The sequence below is a fragment of the Psychrobacter sp. NPDC078501 genome, assembly GCF_044900935.1.
Classification (GTDB): domain Bacteria; phylum Pseudomonadota; class Gammaproteobacteria; order Pseudomonadales; family Moraxellaceae; genus Psychrobacter.
On record NZ_JBJDOS010000003.1, the window covers coordinates 497,855 to 523,426 of the forward strand.

Here is a 25,572-nt window from a genome sequence, read left to right on the forward strand (position 1 = left end):
AGTTTCAAATTTAGATATCTAGGTTCGATACTGTTAGCGCATTCTCTTCAATGAAGATACGACGCGGCTCAACGTGATCACCCATCAAGCAAGTAAACATATGGTCAGCGGCGATAGCATCTTCGATAGTAACGCGTAGCATACGACGGTTTTCAGGATCCATCGTTGTATCCCACAGCTGGTCGGCGTTCATCTCACCTAGCCCTTTGTAACGTTGGATAGCTAGACCACGACGCGCATCAAGCATCATTTGTTGCCATAGATAATCGAAATCGCGTACTGGGATATCTTTCGTTGTTCCCGCAGATGCTTCACGGCGGATAAAAGCATCGCTCTCAAGCAACGTATTCCATTCACTTGATAAACGTAGCAGTTTGCCATACTCACCCGAGTTGATAAAGCTAGCATCTAACAGATAATGGTGTGCTAGTTGATGCACATATACTGTGACGCGTGGCAGCCACTGAGCCTTGGTAGATAAAGCCTCACTATCTGACGCTTCGCCCTCTTCAGTACCTACTACTGGCGTCATACCCAATAGATCTGCTGCGGCTGCATCCATATTTTTTGGCTGCGGCGCATGAATATTAACCAGTTCAATCTCAGGGCTTAGATCGCTACCGAAGTGATCAAGCTTAGTCTGCATTGCTGCTTTCCAATCCTGCATGGCAGACTCATCATAAGTCATATCAGTATTAAGTTTTGGCGTATGCGTCAATGCGTCCAAAATCACCGCTGGGAAGCGAATCTGCAGACGTGCTTTGATCAACTGCGTTTGGTTATAGTCGTTAAGCAGTGTCTCAAGCGCTTGGCCAGTAATCGCAGGCGCATCGGCACTGATATGCAGCTTGGTATTGTCAATTGTTGAAGACAATAGATACGCTTTAAGCGCTTCGTCATCTTTTAGGTACAACTCTTGACGACCTTTTTTTACTTTGTATAGCGGTGGCTGAGCAATATATACATAGCCGCGCTCGATCAATTCAGGTGTTTGACGGAAGAAGAACGTCAATAACAAGGTACGAATATGCGATCCATCAACGTCGGCATCGGTCATGATGATGATTTTGTGATAGCGTACTTTGTCAGGATTATACTCATCAGGACCGATACCACAACCTAATGCAGTAATCAGGTTACCCACTTCAGCAGATGATAGCATCTTATCAAAACGAGCACGCTCGACGTTCAGAATCTTACCTTTTAGTGGCAAGATTGCTTGCGTTTTACGGCTACGACCCTGTTTAGCTGACCCACCTGCAGAGTCACCCTCCACAATATATAGTTCAGATAATACTGGATCTTTTTCTTGGCAATCAGCCAATTTACCAGGTAGACCTGCAATATCCAAAGTGGTCTTGCGACGTGTCATTTCACGTGCTTTACGTGCTGCATCACGTGCGCGTGCTGCATCGATAATCTTATTGGCAATGGCTTTACCAGCACCTGGATTCTCTAACAGATAGTCATTGAACTTATCATGCATAGCTGATTCAACAGCAGATTTTACTTCGCTTGATACTAGCTTATCTTTGGTCTGACTTGAGAATTTTGGATCTGGTACTTTTACAGAGACAATTGCAGTTAAACCTTCACGAGCGTCATCACCCGTTGCGGCTACTTTCTCTTTTTTGAATAAGTTTTCACGATCCATATAACTGTTCAAGCAACGCGTCAATGCTGAACGGAAACCAGATAAGTGCGTACCACCATCTTTTTGCGGGATGTTGTTAGTGAAACACAGTACTTTTTCGTTATACGTATCTGTCCACTGTAGCGCGACTTCTACGCTGATACCGTCGTCTTGCTGACTAGTAAAATGGAATACTTCATTGATACCGTCTTTACCAGCATTGATATAGCTAACAAACTCTAGCAAGCCACCTTTATGCTCAAACTCATGACGCTTATCAATACGCTCATCAGTCAAAACAATACGCACACCAGAGTTCAAAAATGATAGCTCACGTAAGCGTTTTGCCAAGATATCGTACTCAAAGATAGTACCAGTAAACACATCACTGCTAGGATAAAAACGGATTTGTGTGCCCGTCTGATCGGTTGCTTCCATCTGTTGAATATCGCTATCAGGTACGCCATCAGTATAAGTCTGATGATAATGATAGCCTTCACGCCAGATATTCATCTCAAGCTTTTGAGACAGCGCGTTAACTACTGATACACCCACACCGTGCAAACCACCTGACACTTTATAGCTATTATCATCGAACTTACCGCCTGCATGCAATACAGTCATAATAACCTGAGCCGCTGATACACCCTCTTCTGGATGGATATCAACAGGCACACCGCGTCCGTTATCCATCACACTGACAGATTCATCTTCGTGAATAACGATATCAATCTGATCACAGTGACCAGCAAGCGCCTCATCGATAGAGTTATCTACTACCTCAAAGACCATATGATGCAAGCCTGTGCCATCATCGGTATCACCGATATACATACCAGGACGCACACGTACGGCCTCTAACCCACGCAATACGCGAATATCTTTAGAACTATAATCAGAAGGTAACACCTCTGAAACTACAGTAGGCACAGCCGCTTCAGTAGCACTGTCGTCTATCAATTGCTCGTGGTCAATAGGTAATGAATCACTCATGTACATTCCTTAATCTAGCCATAATCAGCCATTTACGATTAGCGCACTTATAAAAAGTCCGCTACATAGTGGCATCTTAGAATTAACGTCTATTATTCATAATCTAAAGTGCATATGAGCAGCTAAACCACTAACCACCGTTAGCCTCAAAAAAGGCCGCACAGAGATAAAATTAGCAAATTACTTATTAGTAATAGTCTTTGTTTTTCTAACCATTGTTAAAACTATTGTTAAAACTATTGAAATAAATAAAATACATAATTATCAAATACTTATAGATAATTGAAAAATAGAAATCTTTTCTATGATGCTATCAAATAAATTGCTGAGCACAGGACAAAAATAAAGGGTTATTTTAACATTTTTTTGCTTCTAAGTCACTGTTTACTGAGAGTTTTACGGTCTGTGAAAGGTCGTCTTAACATAGTAACTGTTAGGACAAATAGTAGTGGCTAGTGTACTGAGTAATGAGAGGTGAAAGTAGATAGGTAATCATCAGAAATATAAGCAGAAAAATGAAGTATTAGTTAGTAAATGAGATTTTTCCTTGTTTCACGTGAAACGTATTTGGTTGTGACCAAAGTTCATTAACTAAAGGTAAAATATCGTCTGTTAGACTGGTCATAAATACTTGGCAAGGGAGTTGAGCTAGGGTCGATAGCAGTATTTCTATAGCTCTATCATCTAGTTCTGCAGTGATATCATCTAGAAGCACAACAGGGGTTGCTTTCGATGATAAATCATCATTGAGTGAGTCACTGCTCTCTTCATCGTTTAGCAACAGTGGTAGCTGCGATAGGCGCAGTGCGGTAATAAGCAGCTTTTTTTCACCGCGAGACAATACGTTTGCTGCCTGCTCTTTCAAAGTCGGTAATTTGGTTTGGATACTATTTGCTGAAGCTGCTGTTCTCGCATCTGTCGTTTGATCGCTTATAGACTCATCAGAACGCCAATGCACATGAATATCAGCACGATGATTGCCTATACGAGTATATCCCAATTGCAAATCCTGCTCTAATCGCTCATTAAGCTGCACATCTAGCGCGACACTGGTGTCATAACCAGCGTTATAGCTCAGGCTCAGTTGCTTAGCGTAAGAAGGCAATAGCTGTAAGATACTCTTGGCAAAATAAGGCTGCCATTCAGTAAATACTTGCTCGCGATAATGATGAATCAAAGCAGCATGATTGCTTAACCCTTTATCCCATGATTTCAGCTCAGCAAGCTGTACTTGGGTTAAATAACGAGTACTTTTTAGCAAACTATTGCGCTGTTTTAGGAGACGTTGATAAGCCATCCATTGTGGATGAAACCCTTGTTTCATGTGAAACACTAACCAATCTAGCAGTTGTCGACGGCTCGCACTTCCCTGCTCCAACATATCCATTGTCGATGGATCTATCAGCAATGTAGGTAGCTGCTCTGTTAAGATACTTTGGTTGTAAACAGTGGTTTGATTGAGGCGTAAGATGGTCGTAGCATCTGCTTGCTTTTGAATAGCTAAAGTACGACCATCACTGAGCTTAGCATGGACAGTCGTATTATTTTGATGATGCTGGATATAACGTTTAGGCTGGTGATGACGAAAGCTTTTACCTCTTGATAACAAGAATATAGCTTCGAGCAACGAGGTTTTACCACTACCATTTGCACCGATAATGATGTTGCAAGCAGCAGGCTCTAAACTAATTTGAGTAAGGTTTCTAAGATGGGATATTTGTAGACGTTCAATCATGGTATCGATAGCCGCCCATTAAAGCCCGCTTATTTAGCAGGCAAAAGTTTATTAAAAACCGATATATAGTACTGAAAACAAAGCTCTTTAAAACGTACTATTTCTATTCAATTTTGTTTGTCTCTAAAGAAAAACACACTATATACGCATTGGCATGATGACATATTGATGGAACTCATCATTTAGTTGATTAACCAATACAGAGGCATTCGATTGGCTCATATGCATTTGTAAATCGCCTTGGATAACGCCCAATACATCTTGCAGATACGCAGCATTGAACGACAACTCCATTGGCTCACCTTGATACTTAGCTTGTATCATCTCGACTGCTTCATCCTGCTCAGCATTATTAGCACGTACTTCGACCATACCATCGCTAGCAAAATTAAAGACCACACCACGAGATTTTTCATTACTTAAGATGGCAACACGACGTAGTACGTCTGTCATTTTTTCCTGACTAAACAAAGCCAGTTTGTCAGTATTACTCGGCATCACACGGCGATAATCAGGGAACTTACCATCAATCAAACGTGCGGTAAAAGTCACCATCAGATCTTGGCTAACTTGCCCTGCACTATCTACATCACCAAATGGCAAACTTACTTGTAAAAACTCTCGGCCAAAACTTAGGGTAACTGCGTTATCCTGATCACCCAACATTTTATCAAGCTCAGAAGCTAAACGCTCAAGCTCAATCACCGCCTTACGCGGCAAGATAGCCTGCATATTGAGATCTGCACTTACATTGATCACACTACGGGCTAATGCCAATCTATGTCCATCTGTTGCTACCGTTGTCAGCTGCTGCTGTGAAACGTCAAATAACATACCTGTTAAGTAATAGCGTACATCTTGAATCGCCATTGCAAACTGCGTTTTATGAATCAAATCTGTCAGACGATTACGGCTAATAGTCAGAGGTGTGATATTTTCAGGGTTACCCAAACTCGGATAGTCTTCGCTTGGCAATGTCCCTAATGTAAAGCGACTCTTACCACTAGTTAACAAGCAACGCTCATTTGCCTGAGTTGCTAGATTAACTTGCGCCCGTGCAGGTAGCGATTTACAAATATCTTTTAGCTTGGTTGCAGGAAGCGTCGTTGTACCTGCTTCAACACAAGCACCAGCAGGCAATTTCAATGTCGATGTCAGCTCTACCTCTAAATCTGACGCTGTTAAGATAAGCTCAGAGTCTGATAACTGTAGCTTGATATTACCCAATATAACCATATTGTGGCGTTTATCAGCGGCTTTGGCGATCAAGTTGATAGCTTTTAGTAACGATTCTCGATTGATCGATAATTGCATGCTTAGTTACTCTTATTTGAATGATTCTTTTATAAAAATTTGTCGTAATGACTCAATAATACCTTGTCTGCTGACGATAATCTACAGAGTATCTGTGCACTTGTATTTTCGATATTATAAACTATCTGTATCCACTAGAATACAACGATATCTGTCGCTTTTATCCTGCCTGTAACATCAGAGCTAGGGTTTTATAATCCTTATCAAATGCAGGATCTGCTGCTCTTAACTCATTTACTTTATCGCAAGCATGCATCACCGTCGTATGGTCGCGTCCACCGAATGACTGACCAATTTCAGGGAAGCTATCGCCTGTCAATTCACGCGACAAAGCCATCGCTATTTGACGTGGTCTTGCAATACTACGCGTACGTTTACGCCCCATAATATCTTTGACCGTAACATCATAGTACTCAGCAACTATCTTACGGATGTTATCCATATTCACTGCCTGCACACGCATCGCAACGATGTCTTTTAGCGCATATTGCACCATTTCAAGGGTAATCTGTGCCCCTGTTAAGTTAGCATTGGCAAATACCTGATTTAAAGCACCTTCCAAACGTCTGACATTAGACACCACATTTTGTGCAATGAATAGCGCACATTCCTTTGGTAATACCATCCCGTAGGAGGCTGCTTTTTTCTGCAGAATTTGCACTCGAGTATCAATTTCAGGAGGATCAACGGCGACTGTTAACCCCCAAGAAAACCGTGATCTAAATCGTTCATCAAATTCCGTCATTTGGGAGGGGTGTCGATCAGAGGCTAAAATAAGTTGTTTATCACCACTAGTAAAATCTGCAAATAATGTTAGAAACTCATTACTACTTTTAGTCTTTCCTGCCAATACATGAATATCATCTACAATCAATAAATCTACTTTTTTTATTTTCTTTTTAAAATCTTCTATTTTATTATTTCTTAATGAATAAACTAATTGATTAATAAATTTTTCAGAAGTGAAATAATAAAAACTTTGATTATTTTTTAAATAGCGATGAGCTACAGAATGCATTAAATGCGTTTTTCCCAATCCAGAAGGGCCGTATATAAATAAAGGATTGTGACGATTTTTCGATTGGCGCTTACCAAGCTCATAACAAGCCTTGTAAGCCAAGTTATTGGACTTACCTGTAACAAAGGTTTCAAAAGTAAAGTCGGGGTTCAGATAGCTTAATGATTTTGTATCAGCAGACTCAACTGGCTCATTGTGACGCATGTTCGCGTCGATATCTGCTTTTGCGTTGTTATGATGAATAGATTCAAATTTATGTTCGGATGGGGTAGGGGAGACCTCGTCTTCTACAAATAAAGAACCTGATTGACTGTTATCTTCTGCATTGCGGCCAGCATTATCAACACGTACGACGACCTCTTCAATACTACCTTGACTGTGTTTGGTCACCAACTGCTGAATATCTTGAAGATGATTCTTCTTGATATACGTCACAAAATAATCATTGGGAGCAAGAATAATCAAAGTTTGTGCTTCTTGATGAGCTGACAGAGGTCTCAGCCACATAGTAAACACGTTGTCTTTGACGTTGTAACGCAAATCGTTTAGACATTTATCCCAAATATTTGCTGTGTCTATCATGAAAAGTACTGACCTTGTAATCTGAAATAATAGTTATTTTTTAGCAATATAAATTGCTACCTAAGCCTCGATATTACACGTAACAACTAACCAAAGAGTTCGTACTGATATCCTATACGAAGGTGTATATCAAGTAGCGCCTAATTTAACACAGATACCCTGTGGATAAAACCTTGTTTTTTGTGGATAAGACTGTGGACAATTTTGTGCATAACTTTCATAAGTTAGTTATCCATATTTAACCCACAGTTTATCCACAGGCTTACCCATAGCCTAGTAAATTGATAACAAAAAGGAAAATATACTTAACCACAGATAATCATGGTCCCAATAATAACAATACTATATTTATATTAATTAATTATTATTATAGTGTTTGAACCGATCTGTGGATAACTTTGTAAATCATAGAATATATAACTATAAAATTTGGTTAACTAGAAATAGGTTTCTAAGGAAATATCTTTACTAGATTCGTATGAGATACTTCCTATTTAGGGACAAAGCAAATTAGTTTATTGACCAAAACCATACTGAATGGTATAATCCTCCGTTATTACGAATTTAGTCCATTATTTTGATAGGTGAGTTATGAAACGTACATTCCAACCAAGCGTGATCAAGCGTAAACGTACTCACGGTTTCCGTGCTCGTATGGCAACTAAAAAAGGCCGTCAGGTCTTAGCTCGTCGCCGCGCTAAAGGACGTCATCGCCTTACTGTATAATCAGTAGATTGCGATAAGCATGGCTAATAGTGCTTGTTGTGTTCTTATTGTTTATAGATTGCGATAGTCAATCATCACAACTGACACTTAGCCATATATTAAAAGCGCCCACATAGGCGCTTTTTTTGTCTCTATAATTTGTTATTATTTCTTCTATCGTTATTCTACTAGGTTGTACTATGTCCAATACTCTATCAGATACACCTGCAGCTAGTTTCACTAAACAGCAACGCCTGCTTACCCCTGTAGCCTTCCGTGAGGTATTTGACGCACCTGAGCGCAAGATTCATCAGAGTCATTTAATGGCTTTTGTACGTGCCAACGAGCATGCACAGCCGCGAGTCGGTATGGCTATTACCAAGCGTAAAGTACCTACTGCTGTCGCTCGTAATCTAATCAAAAGATATGTGCGTGAAGAGTTCCGCACCAAAGCTTTTAAGATGGAAAATAAAGATATTGTTTTTATTGTTAAAAAATCTATTAAAGATATAGATAATAAAGAATTAAAAAATCAAATAATTAATATCTTTAAAAAAATAGAAAAAAAATAAAATGAATTTTTTATTAAAAAATAAATTTAAAAAAGGTGTTTTTTATAATATAGCTTTTAATTTAATTGTTTTTTATCAAAAAATAGTTAGTCCTGTAATACCTGCTCGTTGTCGCTATTATCCGACATGCTCAAATTATGGCAAACAAGCTTTAACATGGCATGGTGCCCGTAAGGGTAGTTGGTTGTTGTTAAAACGTCTTAGTAGGTGTCACCCTTTAGGTGGGCACGGTATAGACTTTGTACCCTTACCCTTAGCTTCTTATAGTTATCAATATATATCTTTTAGTGATGTACTAAATATCAACCTTCAGGGTTTGGGTGTCTATCGAGACATTACTAGCTATGTTTCACAGCTTAATTATTTGATGAAATCAACATAAAGTCGACCTCTTTAGTCTCAGATAGCTACTCCTTTGAGTTACCCACAAGTTATCCACACTCTTGGTATCATTTGAGACAGATTTTTAGTAAAATGATGCACATTTTATGTAAATGACTACTGATGCAGTTGCAATGTGACAGGACAGCTGTGTAGGTCAGTCATGACACATGCCCTAATTTTTCATTCCCTAATTTTTTAATCTAGGAAAGGTTTATGCAAAAGATATTTCGGGTGATGATCATCATTGCGATGCTAATTACCGCTTATCTGCTGATTTTGGCATGGCGAGATGATTATGCCGATGCTCCAGCTGTAGATGCGGTGCCAGAAACTACGAGTTCGGTAGGTGCTGACATTCCTTCTACTACTGGTGCAGCAGGTGATATCCCGGTACAGACATTACCTGTGGATAATAGTGCTGTGACAGCGACTCCTGCGAAAAACGCTGGTCTAATCACGGTAACAACTGATCGCTATGATATAAAAATCAATCCAGAAGGTGGTGATATTGTTTATGCTGCGCTCAAGCAGTATGACGCAACGCTCGATAGCGATAAGCCTTTCGTATTGTTAGAAAACAACAGTAACCGTGTATATGTGGCTCAATCTGGACTTATTGGTCAGAACGGTATCGATACAGCAGAAGGTAGAGCGACTTATAACCATACTGCTAACAACTATGTGATGGAAGATGGACAGCAAACGTTGTCAGTGCCGCTTACTTATAAGAAAGACGGCGTGACGATTACCAAGACTTTCACTTTTACTGAAAATAAATATCCAATCGATATTAGCTATCAGATCCAAAACGCGTCTACCAATGCTTGGCAAGGTCAGATGTTTGCACAGTTAAAGCGTGATGATAGTAAAGATCCTGGTATGTCTGATAAAGGCGCGCTGAGCATGGCGACTTATCTAGGCGGTGCTTGGGGTACACCAGATGATCCTTATAATAAGCTGAAATTTGGTGACTTTAGTGATGGTGAGTTGACGACCACTAGCGATAAAGGCTGGGTTGGTATCGTACAGCATTATTTTGTATCTGCTTGGACGCCTGAAAACTTCACTGGTAAATTCTTTACACGTGAAACAGGTAATGACTATTTTATCGGCTTTAATAGCCAACCAGTGAACGTAGCACCAAACAAACAAGTTACTTTAAATGCAACACTGTATGCAGGTCCAAAAGTTCAGTCTGAGCTAAAAGACGTTGCGGTAGGCCTTAACAAAACAGTTGATTATGGTCTGCTGTGGCCAATATCAAAGGTCTTGTTTGCTATCTTGGAAGGTGTGCATAAGGTTGTTGGTAACTGGGGTTGGTCAATTATTTTACTGACTATCTTAGTAAAAATTGCCTTGATGTGGTTCTCTAATAAGAGCTACTACTCGATGGCTAAAATGCGTGCCATTGCGCCAAGACTCAAAGTGCTTAAAGAAGAGCATGGCGATGATCGTATGAAAATGTCGCAAGAGATGATGGCGATATACAAAGAAGAAAAAGTCAATCCGATGGCAGGTTGTCTACCAATCTTGATGCAGATGCCGATTTTCTTAGCCTTATATTGGGTATTGGTAGAGAGTGTCGAGCTGCGTCATGCACCATGGATTTTGTGGATTCAAGATCTATCAGCGATGGATCCATGGTTTATCTTGCCGTTGCTAATGGGTGCGTCGATGTTTGTACAGCAGCAGTTGAACCCGCAGCCAGCAGATCCGATGCAAGCAAAAGTCATGAAGTTCTTGCCGATTATCTTTACTGCGTTCATGCTATTCTTCCCAGCAGGTTTGGTTTTATATTGGACAGTCAACAACTTGTTTAGTATGACTCAGCAATATATCGTCAATAAAAAAGTCGATGAAGAGCAAAAGCGTCGTACGGTAAAAGTGGTCGATTAACTAGCTCTTTTTCAGAAACACCAAAAACCATCGCGCAAGCGGTGGTTTTTTTATAGGTGGTGGACAAGTGGTAAATGTTATCCGCAGCTTATCAACATTATCCACAGCTTATAAATATTAAAACGAAAATATATCTGATGCGGCTACCTTTCAAAGTTTGCTTTGTCAGTATGAGTCCAGACGTCTATAATGGAGCTTTTAAATATTGAGAGTCATTGTGGATTCCTTAGAGACAGCATTAGCCGTACCTAATTCTTCTGAAAAGTCTAATACATCTGGATTGGCCACAATTGCTGCGATTGCAACGCCGCTCGGGCGAGGGGGTGTGGGTGTCATACGTCTATCAGGCAGCCGTGCTTACGATATGGCATGTGCTTTAACAGGTAAGTCTGCTTTTACGCCGCGAATGGCCAGCTTTTGTCGTTTTTATCAGGCTGATGGCACTGTTATTGATGAGGGATTGGTCTTGTTTTTCAAAGGTCCGCATTCATTCACAGGTGAAGATGTGATTGAGCTGCAAGGGCATGGTGGTGTCATTTTACAAAACCAATTGCTCGCGCGCGTATTTGAGCTAGGTGCCAAGCAAGCGAGTGCAGGAGAGTTCTCTTACCGTGCTTTTGATAACGATAAGTTGGACTTGGTGCAGGCAGAAGCAATTGCTGATGCGATTGATGCGACCAGTGCTGCCGCGGCCAGTAGTGCAATTCGCTCACTAAGCGGTGAGTTTTCACAGAAGATTAACCAGTTATTAGAACAATTGATTCATCTTCGTTTACATGTTGAAGCAGCGATTGATTTCCCCGACGAAGAGGATGTGGACTTTTTGTCTGATGGCGTCATACAAGGCAAACTTGAGCAGACGCAAGATAAGATACAACAAGTCTTAGCAACGGCAAAGCAAGGTCAGCTTTTGCGCGACGGTATCCATGTCGTGCTAGCAGGTAGGCCAAACGCAGGTAAATCTAGCTTGCTCAACCGCCTTGCAGGACAAGAGCGTGCTATCGTGACTGATGTCGCGGGTACGACACGTGATACGTTGCAAGAGACAGTCGTGCTCAATGGTTTGACACTACATCTGACCGATACGGCAGGCCTACGTGAGACAGAAGATACTGTAGAGCGTATTGGAATTGAGCGTGCCCGTACTGCCATCACGCAGGCTGATATGCTATTGATGGTCTATGATGTGACTCGCGATGTTGAAGAAGAGAGCACACCGTTACAGCTTGCTGAACAGTTATTTGGTGAATTACCAGAAGCTAAACGCTTACTAATTATTGCTAATAAGAGCGATTTATTGAGCGATAATAACAGAGAAAAAAGTGCTGCTATGACCCAAACTGAGATCAAAAATAGAGGCTATCAGCAAGTTAATGTTTCATGTGAAACAGGCATTGGTATCGATAATTTGGTTGAAGCACTATGTGAGAAAGTAGGCTTTCATCCACCAGAGAATAGCTTAATCGCTCGTACCAGACATTTAGATGCCCTTAGACGAACTGCTAATTTCTTGGCAGAGGCGCATGAGCAATTAACGGTATTCGAAGCGGGTGAGTTGGTTGCTGATAGCTTACGTCAAGCACAGCAGAGTTTGGGTGAGATTACAGGTGAGTTCAGCGCCGATGACTTATTAGGTAAAATATTCGGCAGCTTTTGTATTGGTAAATAACTGAAACACGGTGTTCTTTATTATTTAATAAATTAGCTATCTTAGAAATACTGCTTTTATTCTCAATTGTAAAATAAGGAAATGCTATGCACTGTCCGTACTGTAATGCGTCAGAGACCAAGGTTATTGACTCACGTCTTGCTGCGGAAGGGGCACAAGTGCGTCGACGCCGTTCGTGTAACAGCTGCCAAGAACGTTTTACGACTTTTGAGATGGTAGAAGTTGTCATGCCAAGGATTATCAAATCGAGCAACAAGATTGAACCTTATGATAATGAAAAGCTGCGCCGTTCTATTTTACTACCTTTACAAAAGCGTCCTATTACTATCGATGAACAAGAGGCGATGATTAGTCGTATTGAAAAGCGTGTTAGGCAGATGGGTGAGCGAGAAATCAGTAGTAAAGTCTTGGGTGAAATCATCATGAGTGAACTCAAAACTTTGGATGATGTCGCCTATGTACGCTTTGCTAGTGTATATCGCGACTTTCAAGATATCGATGCATTTCATCAAGAAATTGCCAATATTCGTCCAAATGAAAAGTAGACGAAGTAAGCTTTTAAATAAGCCCTAGTTGATAAGTAATTCCTAATTGTTAATCAGCTTTCGAACCTTATTTTCTTATATAGAACACTCAATCATTTATTAAGACCAGCCTTATGTCTATTCAAAGCCATGCTCAAGATGCACAAGATCGCTACTTTATGACGCTTGCTATCGAACAAGCGAAGCGCGGTTTGTATACTACTAGACCCAATCCTACAGTGGGCTGCGTTATTGTTCAGGCAGAGCAGATTGTTGGTCAAGGGTTTCACCCGAAAGCTGGTGAGCCACATGCAGAAGTATTTGCGCTGAAAGAGGCTGGTACACAGGCGGCAGGGGCAACTGCTTATGTTACATTAGAGCCATGTAGTCATACAGGACGTACACCGCCATGTGCGTTGGCGCTGGTTGCTGCTAAGGTAAAGCGCGTTGTGATTGCAGGTCTGGATCCAAATCCGCAGGTCGCAGGTCGCGGTGTGAAACTATTAGAGCAAGCTGGCGTAGAAGTGAAAGTCGGTGTCCTGACAGAGCAGGCAGAAGTACTAAACCGTGGTTTTCTAAAAGCCATGCGCACTAAAATGCCATATGTACGTTTGAAAATAGCAACCAGTCTAGACGGTCGTACAGCGATGGCATCTGGCGAATCTAAGTGGATTACCTCGACAGCTGCTCGTGAAGACGTACAAAAATTACGAGCACAAAGTGGCGCGATTATTACAGGTAGTGAAACTGTAATAACTGATAACCCACAGCTCAATGTGCGCTCAAGACAATTGAATGTGCTACCTGAGAAGATACCTAACCCTAAAATAGTCATACTTGATAGGCGTCAGCGTTTAAAGCACAGCTTACAGTCTGAGTATCAGCTGTGCCGGCATCCAGATACTATCTATTGGCATGAAGATAATTTGTCGGCGTTGTTAGCAAAGTTAGTCAGTGAGCACCAGTGCTATGATGTGTTAGTGGAGGCAGGTCCAAGCGTTGCAGGAAGCTTTTTGAGTCAACAGTTGGTAGATGAGCTAATCGTGCATCAAGCACCTTGTTTACTTGGTGAGCAAGCTCGTCCAATGGTTTATTTCAATCCTATGTCCCTTGCTCAGCAGTTACGTTTTAATTTAAGAAGTCATCAGCAGCTTGGTCCAGATCTCAAATTAACCTTATTACCTTTATAAATATTCTTCGTATAAGTATATTGTCCATGAGTTCTGATAGTAAGTCCAAAATGTGGATAAATTAATTATTGGTTTACGTGTTTCACATGGAACTGTGTATAACTTTGTTTCACATGAAACACAAAAGATGTTTATATCTCGATTATTTTAATAAATATTGATATGAATCAACACCTTAATATTTTCTTCATAAATAAATAGGTTTCATGTGAAATTTTTATTTGTTGTGGATAACTATGTATTTATAGCGATTTCTAGCTATACCTTTATTGATTTATCCTTACTTATCCACAATCTATCCTATTAAAGGTCAAGTCTAACGATGTTTCACTGTCAGTTATTTGAACAAGTTGTGATAAAGAATTGATAGATGATTTGATAAACTAAAATATTCGCCTATTAAGGCAATACAGTAATGAGATGAGGGTAATATGTTTACTGGAATTATAGAAAGCGTTGGAAAAGTTAAATCTATGCAGGCTACAGGCGGTGACATACGTTTGACAGTAGAGTCTGATGACTTGGATTTCAGTGACGTGAAGCTAGGCGATTCTATTGCATCGAATGGTATTTGTTTAACTGTGGTAGAGCTCGGAAGTAACTACTATTCTGTTGATGTCTCACGTGAAACAATTGCTAGAACAGCATTAGAAGGGTTAAAAGCAGGTCATACAGTCAATCTAGAAAAAGCCATGCTACCAACAACTCGTTTTGGTGGTCATATCGTCGCTGGTCATGTAGATGGAGTGGGGGTCGTTAGCAAATTACAACAAGATGCTCGTTCTATCTATATTGAGATTGAGATACCGCAAGAGCTAGCGCACTATACAGCGACCAAAGGCTCTATTACAGTAGATGGTATTAGTCTGACGACCAATTTAGTGCGTGACAACATCGTTTCTCTAAATATCATTCCGCATACTGCCCAAGTGACGAATATTGCTAAGCATTGGTTAGTAGGTAACAAAGTTAATATTGAAGTAGATATCGTTGCCCGTTATTTAGAGCGTCTATTAAATAAATCTCAATCTGGCGGTATGAACGCGTCAAACCCGCAAAGCCAAATCACGGAAGCATTTCTAGCCGATAATGGGTTTATGAAATAACAATTAAGCTTACCGAAATGTTATCCTCGTACCAAGTTTTGACCCTATCGATATTATTTTGATTAAGTGATATCGGTAGGGTATTTTTTATTTGCACTAGAGATTTATTGTATAAAACTCTGCAAAACGGATTCTAAGTCTTTCTTACTAATGGGTTTGGATAAAAACTCGTCCATACCAACTTGCATACAAGCTTCGCGATCTTCTTCTGTATTATTTGCAGTTAGCGCCACAATCGGTATTTTATCACCTTGCGAGCGAATCACTTGTGTGGCTTGTAAGCCATCCATAACAGGCATTCGGCAGTCCATCAAAATCAAAGAAATCTCTTCACGTTGGCTTTTGAGTTTCTCGAGTGCTTGCTGTCCATCTTCTGCAACTATACTGCGATAACCAAGCTTACTTAACATCTTACAGGCTATCTTTTGGTTAGTAGGACTGTCTTCTACGACTAAAATCAGTGGCGACAAGATTTCTTTTTTAGGTATATCTTCTACAAAAGATAGACTGCTGTCATATTGATGTTTGACCAGTATGTCTAGCGTTTTCCTTGCAAACAAGGTTAAACGTAGCAGTTCAGAAATTAGTAAACTTGCGTCCAAGGGTTTGGTCAAAAATCCATCATATTGGCCTAGTAAAGTAGAAGGGATATGCCTTTCAAGTTTCATGCTAAGTAATATCTTCGGTAGTGAAGGTGTAGCGACTAGGTCGTTTAACACTTCTTGTTGCTCGCTATACTTGTTGCTCGCATGATCTGATACGGTGATGGATTCGCTGTATTCATAATCTAATAACAAGACAGGAATGACGGTTTGCTCATCTTGTTTTAATTTATTTTTTAGCTGATGTACAGTGGCTCTATCTAAAGTGCTGTAGATAGTCACGGATATCGTTAAGTACTCGCACAAACGTTGTAAATGTTCAGCAACTAGAGGCTGATTGATGATAGCGATAAGGTGGATATGGGGTAGCTGCGAACAACGATGATATACTGATTGATAAGTGGCATGAGGATAAGGAAGGTAGAGGCTAAATATCGTTTCTTTATCCACCGTATTACTTAGTTCGATAAAACCGCCGAGTAACTGAGCAAAGCTGTTGGCATCACTCAAGCCAATGTTACTGTCTTCAACTAAGTTATGATTGCTTTGATTCAAGATATTGACTAATTGATTTTTTCTCTCAGGAGTAATAGTTGCTCCAGTGTCTTTTACGCTAAACCGAATCCAATAAGATGTCTGCGCAGGCATTGTCGTGTCATTGTTAGGAGTTAAATGCTGATTACTTATTCGCGTTACTTTATCTTCAAGCACACGATCAACAGTGAGCGCGACATAGCCTGATGTTGTAAAACTAATAGCGTTTTTCAACAGGTTTAATAGGATATGGTGCAGTCGAATGTAATCAGTTTCGATGTAACGAGGACAGTCCGGCGCAAAGAAATAGATCAATTCTAACCCTTGTTGTCTTATTTCTTGTGTGACTAAATTGCTAACCTCTTTGCTTACCTTATAAATATCAACCGTTTCGATACTTAGACGTGTTTTTCTGACTTCAACTTCCTCTGTTGCTAGCGACTCATTGAGCACAGTCAACATGCTTTGACTGGTTGCAATCAATGTATTTAGAGTCTTTTTACCTTGAGCTGTCAATGTTGAAGGGTCGATGGGTTCCAACGAATCAATTATCTTCTCTAGTGGTAACCTTAACTTACGACCTATAAATGCTTGAGCTTCGTTTGATTCATCAATTTGTAATTGCAGTTGTTGGTTGTGCAGCTGTAGTTGTTCAGATTGATGGAAAATTTCATCAACATTATTAAAAATCACAGTAAAACCGTGAACTTGCCCATGTTCACCGAACCATGGTGTTACGTGTAGTTGGTAGGCTTGTTTGTTCTCCAAGCCATAAACTATGAGTGTGCGAGCAACGCGTAAACTTGAGATGGTTTTTAAGAGTATTTGAGTGGCCTCATCTTTCCCTTCAACGAAATCAGTCAGCTCATAGCTCTGCTCTCTCTGGGTAGAAGGGGTAAATACTTGCTCAAAACGCTGATTATAGAAACTAATTTGGCCATGGCGTATACTCATCAACATCGGTAAGGGTGCCTGATCAACCAATCGTTCTAAACGATGAGTCAAGGTTTTTATACGCCGATAGTCATTATGCATCTGGTAGCTGACGCGACTTAGCGCATGACCTAACAGCATGAACTCGGTAGTAGATTTCTTTTGTAGAAACGGCGGCGGCGTATAAGATTCTTTTGCGCGGCTACTCAAATTATCGGTATAAACCAGTAATTGCTCCCAGTTAGTACGACGATTGAGCATATAGAGCAATGCCATGAAGAATAGTATGATGGCGACCATCAAAGGGAGCCAATAACGGTAAGATATCCAGTCAACAACAAAAGGCTCATGACGTAATACGATATAAATCTGATGTCCGCTTTTTAGATTAATGATCCCTGTTAGTTCATTACTATTGACAGTATAAAAGCTATGGTCGCTGCTGCTAGAAGCTGATGTACCGATGGTAGGGAAAGCAACGGTAGAAAAAGCAGATTCATTAGGACGAGTATTATGATGAATATAGGTCTGCCCAGAAGGCATCATCAAAATCAGCTGATAACTCAGTTGATCAAAAGTAGGTTGTTCTAAGATTTTTTTTATTTCACTATCTACAGGTGCTGCATGCTCAATAATACTGTGCTGTAGGGCATAAAAAGTATCTATGCTATGTTGCTCACTATGTTTTTTCATCCCATCAAACATTGTGACATAGTACAGCAGTAACATAACCGTGAGAGACAAGGCATAAAAAATCAATAAGCGCTGTAAGGACTGAAACTGTTGCATGAAAGCGTGGCCCTATCTCGACACGAAAGAATATAGTGAAATAAAAATGAAGTTTCTACATATAGTAGGTGAATTATACGACAGTTGAATTGTCTAAAATTTTTAGTGTTACCTTCTATTTATAGCAGAATAACGGCTTACTGTTTACAGAGAGTGGTTATTAACACCAAATTGTTTTGTAAAAGATATAAATAGAACGTTCGATGTCCTTGATATTATAAAGGCAAATAATGTCATTGGTGATCATGAAGTGAGGTCATTACAATCATGGCACTGCGCCGTAAACTCACCTATAATGAACAAATAAACCTTATATAATGCATGATTATGACTACAACTGCTCCTACCTTTGATACATCTAACTCGCTTACTGACTATGATAACCCAACTACTAACCGATTAAGGGTAGTATTTGCGGGTACGCCTGAATTTGCTGCTATTAGCCTTAAGTCATTAATTAAGCAGCAAGAAGCGCTGAATATAGAGATAGTCGCTGTTTACACGCAGCCTGATCGTAAAGCAGGTCGTGGTCAAAAGTTGTCAGCCTCTGCGGTAAAAGAAGTTGCATTGGCACATGATATAGCTGTAGAGCAGCCAGTCACTTTTAAAAAGTCTAGTGCAGAAGGGCTAGCTGCTAGGCAAACTCTGCGCACCTACCAACCAGATGTGATGATTGTGGCCGCTTACGGGTTGATCCTACCTATCGGTGTATTAGAGACGCCTACTCATGGTTGCTTGAATATTCACGCTTCACTGTTACCACGCTGGCGCGGTGCTGCACCTATCCATCGTGCACTCTTGGCCGGAGATGATGAGACAGGAATTACCATTATGCAGATGGACAAAGGTCTTGATACAGGTGACATGCTTTATAAAGTTAGCGAAAGTATCTCCTTTGATGATACCGCTGCTAGCCTACATGATAAGATGGCTGCACTTGGCGCGACAGCCATTAGTACGGTGCTAAAAGACTTAGCTGCTTATCAAGCGCAAGCTATCGCTCAAGATGATAGTCAAGCCAACTATGCTGAAAAGCTGGTCAAAACCGAAGGCGAAGTTGATTGGTCGCAGCCTGCTGCCGCTATTGAACGCCAAATTCGTGGGTTGACGCCATGGCCAGGTGCTTATACTTTCCTGGCGGGGCAGCGCGTCAAAGTACTGGCTAGCTTACCCGTAAATACATCGCAGCAAACCAATGAGCCTGCTGGAACGGTTATCAGTGTCGGACGAAAAGCGATCTTAGTCGCTTGTGGTAAAGAGAGTGACGCTGAATCGTCAGCCACCACTTTAGCCATTACTCATTTACAGTTTGCAGGTGGTAAGCCAATGACAGCTGAACAAGTTTGCCATGGCAACCAATTAAATGACGGCGATCAATTTACGTCAGAAACAAAATAACTGAACCTAACTTAATGATAGTTAACCCTATCTGCACAAGACGCTATCGATGATACGTCAAGGAAATGAAATTTAATGAGACAAAACAGTACTGCGCCTAGAAACAATAAGCTCAAACCATCAAGCAATCTTATTATGAATGGCAGCGTACGCGTGCGTGTGATTCGTACCTTACTGGCTATTCAAAATGGTCAGTCGCTCTCAAGCGTCCTTGACCCGTTACTGAACAGTCTGCACGATGGTGACAAAGGCTTTGCCCATGCGTTACTGCTCACGACATTGCGCCAGTGGCATGCGCTGGCACGTTTGCTTGATACCTTAGCTGATAATCCTATCGACGAGGTTGAGGTGCGTACCACCATTCAAGTAGGCTTAGTACAGTTGCTTTACTTAGAAGTGGCTGACCATGCTGCAATTCATGAAACCGTTGAAGCAGCCAAAGAGATTGAATTCGCTCACTCGACTGGTTTAGTAAATGCTATTTTGCGTAAAGTCGCCAAGAATCCAAGCAAATTCCGTAAGAAATGCGATAAAAAGCATAGTCTACCGAATTGGCTCGCTTATCAGCTTAAACAAGATTGGAGCGAACAATATGATGAGCTGACACAAGGCTTGCGCCAACCAGCCCCGATGTTTTTACGAGTGAATTCGGCGGTTACTTCGGTAGAGGATTATCAGCATGCATTGGATGGCGCAGAAATTGATGCAGATATCGTTGAGCTAACGACTGGCTTTAAGGTAGCGAACTCATCAGAGTCTGCCACTGCTACGATATCAACCAAAGGTCTTAGACTACATCAAAGCACTGCCGTTAACGCTTTGCCTGATTTTGCTGTAGGAACGGCCAGCGTACAAGACATGCATGCGCAACTTGCCGCACCAATCGTTAATAAAGCATTGATAGCTAAGCTCATTGCTGAAAGTGCGAATACTGACAGCGACAGTGATGAAAGTAATAATAATGAGCTACACATTTTAGATGCTTGTGCGGCACCTGGTGGCAAGCTTGCTCACTGGTTAGAGCTAATAAGCGCTAATGACGAATCATCGTTGTTTCACGTGAAACAAGACGATGCTGAAACGTCACCTGCGATTACTGATATCAAGGTAACGGCTATTGATAATGAAGCACCACGTATCGAGCGTATTCGTGAGAATTTACAGCGCCTAAATCTGAGTCAGCATGATTTGCAGCAAGCAGAGAAAAGTGTTGCACTTAATATTGTCTGTGCAGATGCAACCAGATGGCAGCATGGCAAGAATAAAAAAGCGGCGACAAATGAACCCGTATTTGATGCGATATTATTGGATTCTCCTTGTACCGCGACGGGCGTGATTCGTCGTCATCCTGATATTAGTATCCTGCGTACCGAAGAAGACATCGAGCAAACGGCACTGTTGCAAGCAGACATCTTGCATAACTTATGGCCACAACTCAAAGCTGGTGGTTATCTGTTGTACGTGACATGTTCTATCTTAAAACAAGAGAACGTCGAGCAAATGCAGGACTTTATCACTCATCATAATGATGCGGTAGTGATTGAATTCACCGACGATTGCAACTGGGGTATCGAACAAGCAATCGGTCGTCAGTGCTTACCGATTGATAGCGCGAGTGGCGATGGTTTCTATTATGCGTTGCTACAAAAAACTGCTGAATAAACCGTTTTTAAACATTGAATAACATTATTGTAGACAGGACAATCTAATGAAATATATCAGTACCCGTGGTCAGACAGCGCCGATGGATTTTAGTGATGTGCTTTTGATGGGTCTTGCCCCAGACGGTGGTTTGATGTTGCCTGAGCATTATCCAAATATCGATAGTGCAACCCTTGATGAATGGCGTACGCTCAGCTATCCACAGCTTGCGATGGCGATTATGCAGCGTTTTGCCACTGATATTCCTATGGCTGATTTGCAAGATGTCATTGAGCGTACTTACACTGCTGATGTTTTTGGCTCTGAAGAGATTGTTCCTGTCCGTAAGCTCGAAGATAACTTATATATTCTAGGATTATCAAACGGTCCGACATTGGCATTTAAAGATGTTGCCATGCAGTTTTTGGGCAATGCCTTTGAATATGTGCTTAAGAAAAAAGACGCACGTATTACGATCATTGGTGCGACCAGTGGTGACACGGGTAGTGCAGCAGAGTATGCATTGCGTGGCAAAGAAAATATCGAAGTCTTTATGCTGTCACCGCATGGCAAAATGAGTGAATTCCAGCGTGCGCAGATGTATAGCTTGAAGGATACTAATATTCATAACATTGCGATCGATGGTATGTTTGATGATTGCCAAGACATCGTTAAAGCGCTACAGCAAGATGCTGAGTTTAAAGCCGCTTATAACCTAGGCACGGTAAACTCTATCAACTGGGGTCGTATCCTAGCGCAGATTGTTTATTACTTTAAAGCTTACTTTGCGGTCACGACGAGCAATGATGAAAAAGTCAGCTTTAGCGTACCATCAGGTAACTTCGGTAATATTTGTGCCGGTCACATCGCTCGCGAAATGGGACTGCCAATTGAACGTCTGATTGTCGCAACCAATGAAAACGACGTATTGAATGACTTCTTCAATCAAGGCGCTTATCAGCCACGTCCGACTGAAAAAACCTACGTAACCTCTAGTCCGTCTATGGATATTTCAAAAGCATCTAACTTTGAGCGTTTTGTTTATTTACTATTAGAAAAAGACAGTGCGCGCGTTCATGAGTTATTTGACGGCGTAAAATCAGGTCGAGGGTTTGACTTGTCTAACTTGATGGAAGCGGTTAATACCCGTTATGGCTTTGCTGCTGGTAAATCTACTCATAGCGACCGCTTGCAGACTATCAAAGCGCTTTATGAGCAACATGGTGAATTGGTTGATCCACATACCGCTGATGGTATCAAGGTCGCTAAAGAGCTACAGTTAGATGGCGAAATCATTGTTTGTGCAGAGACGGCGCTACCTGTTAAGTTTGCGGATACCATCGTTGAGGCTATCGGTCAAATAGACATTGAGCGTCCAGCGCATACCAAAGGTCTAGAAGATTTACCGCAACACGTAGTGGTACTGGATAACAAGGCTGAACTGGTCGCTGAACAAATCCGCCAACATGTCACGCCGAATCCTGCTTAAGTAATTACGGCCTTTAGGCTTATTATCAACAAGGAAAAGTATCCGTGTAAAAGTTACACCATTGTAATAAAGTGTTTATGATTGTGTTATGGTAGATATAATTGTAATATTAGAAACGGCGTCAGCAAGTCATCATCGTGCTAGGCGCTTTTTTAGGAATTATTCTAGCCAATTACACTGAACAGTTACCCTATAATTGCCATAAGGATCTTACTGATAAGTTGCTGATATAATTAAACTTTTATTAATTTTAGAGGTTTTTGCAGTGATAAGTTAGGTACAGTTCTTTATGTCGAACACAGTGGTACATATTGTGGATATAACGATGAAGATGAGCTTAAAAAAGATAGCAAAAGCACTGTTAATTACGATGTTTAGTAGTGCCATGTTGATGAGCACGGCTCAAGCTAACAATCCGCCGCCAACTATCAAAGCTGATGCGCCCAATCGTTATATCGTCAAAAAAGGCGATACCTTATGGGATATTTCAGGTCGCTATCTAGACAGTCCATGGCGCTGGAAAGAAATTTGGGCCACCAATAAGCAAATCAAAAATCCAAATCTTATTTACCCTAATGATGTTCTCATCCTTTGTGTGATTCAAGGTAAAACGCTGATTGGCGTCGATACTGGTGAAGGCTGTGCTGGCGTTGAAAAGCAGCTTACTGGAAGTGTAAGTACAAGTACGGTCGCGATTACCTCGACGGCCAATAGTATCCCTCCTATTCCGTGGTCGGCTATTCAGCATTGGCTTGATAAAACGCTTATTGTTAATCCCCAAGACTTTAATACCACGCCTTATATTTTAGCTTCTAAAAACCGTAACTTAATTACTGCGCGCGGTGATAAAGTCTATGCTAAAGGCGTACCGCTTATCGTAGGCCAGCGTTACGGCGTTTACCGTGAGGGTGAGCTATATGTAGACCCCAAAACTCAAGAAGTGATCGGTTTAGAAGTTACGCAGGTAGCGACTGGTCTTGTTACTTCTACAGAAAGTAATGGTGTGACTAGCTTGCAGCTTATCGATAGCTATGGCAAAGAAGTGCGTGAAGGGGATCGTGTATTTGTAGAGTTAGACAACGCTATTCCTCCTGTCTTTTATCCAACACCTGCAAGTGTTAGTCGCGGCGGTATGATCGTACGTGTGATGGACTCTATCAGCTCAGCTGCGAAGGGTAGTGTGGTCGCCATCAATTTGGGTAGCTTACAAGGTGCTAAGCCAGGTGATGTGCTGACGGTTTATCAAAAAGGGCCTTTGGTACGTGATACTAAGGATAATGACACACCGGTACGTCTACCAAACGAGCCAAGTGGTATGGTGATGGTTTTCAATACCTTTGATCACATCAGCTATGCTTACGTACTTGATTCTGAGCTGCCACTTAATATTGGTGATCAGTTGTTACCACCTCCTTATTTATAAATAGCTATAAGGCTGTATTAAGCAATATATTAAACTAAATACTAATCTAAGCTTGCCTATACGAGACAGATGACAATGACGGCAGTCACCTCTTCTTTATCCGACGATCAGCGCGCTATCTTAGCGCTGTGGTACGAGGTGAATGCGTCATTATCTGCTTATCACAAACTGATCACTTCTTTCGGTTATCCGCAGCTTGCTTGGCAAGCCAAAGTAGAGGCATGGAAGCAGCTCGGTATTCACCACACCCATCTCAAACGTCATGAACAGCTAGAGCAAACACTCGCCAATATCGATAAGATTCAGCAAGCATTGATAGAGGGGCGTTATGGCTTGCTATTCGCTGATGACGCCGATTATCCTGCTCAACTCTCACAAATCTACGACCCGCCGCCCTTATTATTCTATCGTGGGAATAGCGCGCGCCTACATCAAGCACAAATAGCTATAGTAGGTAGCCGCAAACCCACCGCGCATGCGCAAAAAATCACGTTTGATATGGCGCAGTACTTAGCGCAAGCAGGTTATATTGTTACTAGCGGTCTGGCTATGGGTGTAGATAAACGCGCACATTTAGGCGCGCTAGCACAAGCAGACCCTGACTATCAGGGACGGACGGTTGGTGTCATGGGTACAGGGATCGATGTGAACTATCCCAATCATCGGGATCAGTTATTTATTCAAATTGTTGAGCAAGGTGGCTGCATTATCAGTGAGCTATTACCACACACTCAGCCGCATAAACATACTTTTCCGCGTCGCAATCGTTTGGTAGCTGGGCTGAGTCTCGCGACCATCGTAACGGAAGCGACAATCAAAAGCGGTTCGCTTATTACAGCACGTCTCACGTCTGAACAAGGTAAACAGGTCTTTGCTATTCCCAGTCATATTGACAATAGCAATGCAGAGGGCTGTCATCATTTGATACGTGAAGGCGCGACCTTGATTTATCATCCTCAGCAAGTACTAGAAGATGTCAATGGTCAGCTTGATTATAATAAAGGCGCTTATAGAATAGCAACCGCTACTACTTTCAATAGTAATCACTCTAATAGCAATCACTCGAATGTTACTCAGACTTCTGATGCGATAGAGATAAATTCAATTAAATCTACTAGCCAGCAACCATCCTCTGAGATAAAGCCTGCGCGCAGCACAGTCGTTGTGCCTGAGCATTTAACTGTACTCTACGAGCAGCTTGACTGGCATGGGCAAGATCTAGATGCGCTTATTAGTGCAACCAAGCTTGCACCGCCGCAGTTGATTGGTCAGCTAATGGAGCTTGAACTAATGGGTCTCATCAGCGAACAAGGTGGACGATATTTACGCGTTTAAAGTATCGTAAATATTCCTTATTGGACACTGGCATAGATAGCACTTAATTATAGACTCTCCTAGACAATAACTTTCTTGTGGTATTATTAGAATTTACTTCTACGAAC

Annotated in this window: 18 protein-coding genes; 13 read left to right on the plus strand and 5 right to left on the minus strand. The window is 41.3% G+C overall.

Annotated features, from left to right (window positions below):
* Positions 1-10: 10 nt before the first annotated feature.
* The 4 genes from gyrB to dnaA form a co-directional block, all read right to left on the minus strand.
* The gene (gyrB, locus tag ACI2IW_RS07895; protein WP_404693276.1) at positions 11-2,626 is read right to left on the minus strand and encodes a DNA topoisomerase (ATP-hydrolyzing) subunit B; all 2,616 of its coding nucleotides are present in this window, start codon (positions 2,624-2,626) and stop codon (positions 11-13) included.
* 523 nt (positions 2,627-3,149) lie between these two features.
* Positions 3,150-4,361, minus strand: a complete 1,212-nt coding sequence (gene recF / locus ACI2IW_RS07900; RefSeq protein WP_404693277.1) for a DNA replication/repair protein RecF — start codon at positions 4,359-4,361, stop codon at positions 3,150-3,152.
* A gap of 138 nt (positions 4,362-4,499) precedes the next feature.
* A complete protein-coding gene (gene dnaN / locus ACI2IW_RS07905) occupies positions 4,500-5,675 on the minus strand; it encodes a DNA polymerase III subunit beta (RefSeq protein ID WP_404693278.1) in 1,176 nt (391 codons plus the stop codon).
* 160 nt (positions 5,676-5,835) lie between these two features.
* Entirely contained in the window at positions 5,836-7,275 is a 1,440-nt protein-coding gene (gene dnaA / locus ACI2IW_RS07910; RefSeq protein ID WP_404693279.1) for a chromosomal replication initiator protein DnaA, read from the minus strand.
* A 591-nt stretch (positions 7,276-7,866) separates the two neighbouring features.
* Between dnaA and rpmH the strand changes: the two genes are divergently transcribed.
* The 8 genes from rpmH to ACI2IW_RS07950 all read left to right on the plus strand — a co-directional run bounded on the left by rpmH (position 7,867) and on the right by ACI2IW_RS07950 (position 15,321).
* On the plus strand, positions 7,867-8,001 hold the full coding sequence (rpmH, locus tag ACI2IW_RS07915) for a 50S ribosomal protein L34 (protein ID WP_007394757.1): 135 nt from the start codon (positions 7,867-7,869) through the stop codon (positions 7,999-8,001).
* 179 nt (positions 8,002-8,180) lie between these two features.
* Positions 8,181-8,552, plus strand: a complete 372-nt coding sequence (rnpA, locus tag ACI2IW_RS07920) for a ribonuclease P protein component (RefSeq protein ID WP_404693280.1) — start codon at positions 8,181-8,183, stop codon at positions 8,550-8,552.
* Position 8,553: 1 nt separating this feature from the next.
* A complete protein-coding gene (gene yidD, locus ACI2IW_RS07925) occupies positions 8,554-8,934 on the plus strand; it encodes a membrane protein insertion efficiency factor YidD (protein ID WP_404693281.1) in 381 nt (126 codons plus the stop codon).
* Positions 8,935-9,149: 215 nt separating this feature from the next.
* Positions 9,150-10,832, plus strand: a complete 1,683-nt coding sequence (gene yidC / locus ACI2IW_RS07930) for a membrane protein insertase YidC (protein WP_404693282.1) — start codon at positions 9,150-9,152, stop codon at positions 10,830-10,832.
* A gap of 280 nt (positions 10,833-11,112) precedes the next feature.
* Positions 11,113-12,501, plus strand: coding sequence for a tRNA uridine-5-carboxymethylaminomethyl(34) synthesis GTPase MnmE (gene mnmE, locus ACI2IW_RS07935; RefSeq protein ID WP_404693328.1), 1,389 nt, complete (start codon positions 11,113-11,115; stop codon positions 12,499-12,501).
* Between the two features lie 86 nt (positions 12,502-12,587).
* Positions 12,588-13,046, plus strand: a complete 459-nt coding sequence (nrdR, locus tag ACI2IW_RS07940; protein WP_057762240.1) for a transcriptional regulator NrdR — start codon at positions 12,588-12,590, stop codon at positions 13,044-13,046.
* A 113-nt stretch (positions 13,047-13,159) separates the two neighbouring features.
* Positions 13,160-14,215 (plus strand): bifunctional diaminohydroxyphosphoribosylaminopyrimidine deaminase/5-amino-6-(5-phosphoribosylamino)uracil reductase RibD, encoded by a 1,056-nt coding sequence (ribD, locus tag ACI2IW_RS07945; RefSeq protein ID WP_404693283.1) that lies wholly within the window; start codon positions 13,160-13,162, stop codon positions 14,213-14,215.
* A gap of 431 nt (positions 14,216-14,646) precedes the next feature.
* A complete protein-coding gene (locus ACI2IW_RS07950) occupies positions 14,647-15,321 on the plus strand; it encodes a riboflavin synthase (protein WP_404693284.1) in 675 nt (224 codons plus the stop codon).
* Positions 15,322-15,425: 104 nt separating this feature from the next.
* On the opposite strand, the gene ACI2IW_RS07955 is transcribed toward ACI2IW_RS07950, so the two are convergent.
* Positions 15,426-18,179: a response regulator gene (locus tag ACI2IW_RS07955; RefSeq protein ID WP_404693285.1), complete on the minus strand. Its 2,754-nt coding sequence runs from the start codon at positions 18,177-18,179 to the stop codon at positions 15,426-15,428.
* Positions 18,180-18,506: 327 nt separating this feature from the next.
* On the opposite strand from ACI2IW_RS07955, the gene fmt reads away from it, so the two are divergent.
* The 5 genes from fmt to dprA all read left to right on the plus strand — a co-directional run bounded on the left by fmt (position 18,507) and on the right by dprA (position 25,465).
* Positions 18,507-19,577 (plus strand): methionyl-tRNA formyltransferase, encoded by a 1,071-nt coding sequence (fmt, locus tag ACI2IW_RS07960; RefSeq protein WP_404693286.1) that lies wholly within the window; start codon positions 18,507-18,509, stop codon positions 19,575-19,577.
* Positions 19,578-19,652: 75 nt separating this feature from the next.
* Positions 19,653-21,239: a transcription antitermination factor NusB gene (locus ACI2IW_RS07965; protein WP_404693287.1), complete on the plus strand. Its 1,587-nt coding sequence runs from the start codon at positions 19,653-19,655 to the stop codon at positions 21,237-21,239.
* 46 nt (positions 21,240-21,285) lie between these two features.
* Positions 21,286-22,707: a threonine synthase gene (gene thrC, locus ACI2IW_RS07970; protein WP_404693288.1), complete on the plus strand. Its 1,422-nt coding sequence runs from the start codon at positions 21,286-21,288 to the stop codon at positions 22,705-22,707.
* 289 nt (positions 22,708-22,996) lie between these two features.
* Entirely contained in the window at positions 22,997-24,130 is a 1,134-nt protein-coding gene (locus ACI2IW_RS07975; RefSeq protein ID WP_404693289.1) for a LysM peptidoglycan-binding domain-containing protein, read from the plus strand.
* 75 nt (positions 24,131-24,205) lie between these two features.
* Positions 24,206-25,465 carry a DNA-processing protein DprA gene (gene dprA / locus ACI2IW_RS07980; RefSeq protein ID WP_404693329.1) on the plus strand — a complete coding sequence of 420 codons (1,260 nt, stop codon included), beginning with the start codon at positions 24,206-24,208 and terminating at the stop codon, positions 25,463-25,465.
* The last annotated feature ends 107 nt before the right edge of the window (positions 25,466-25,572 follow it).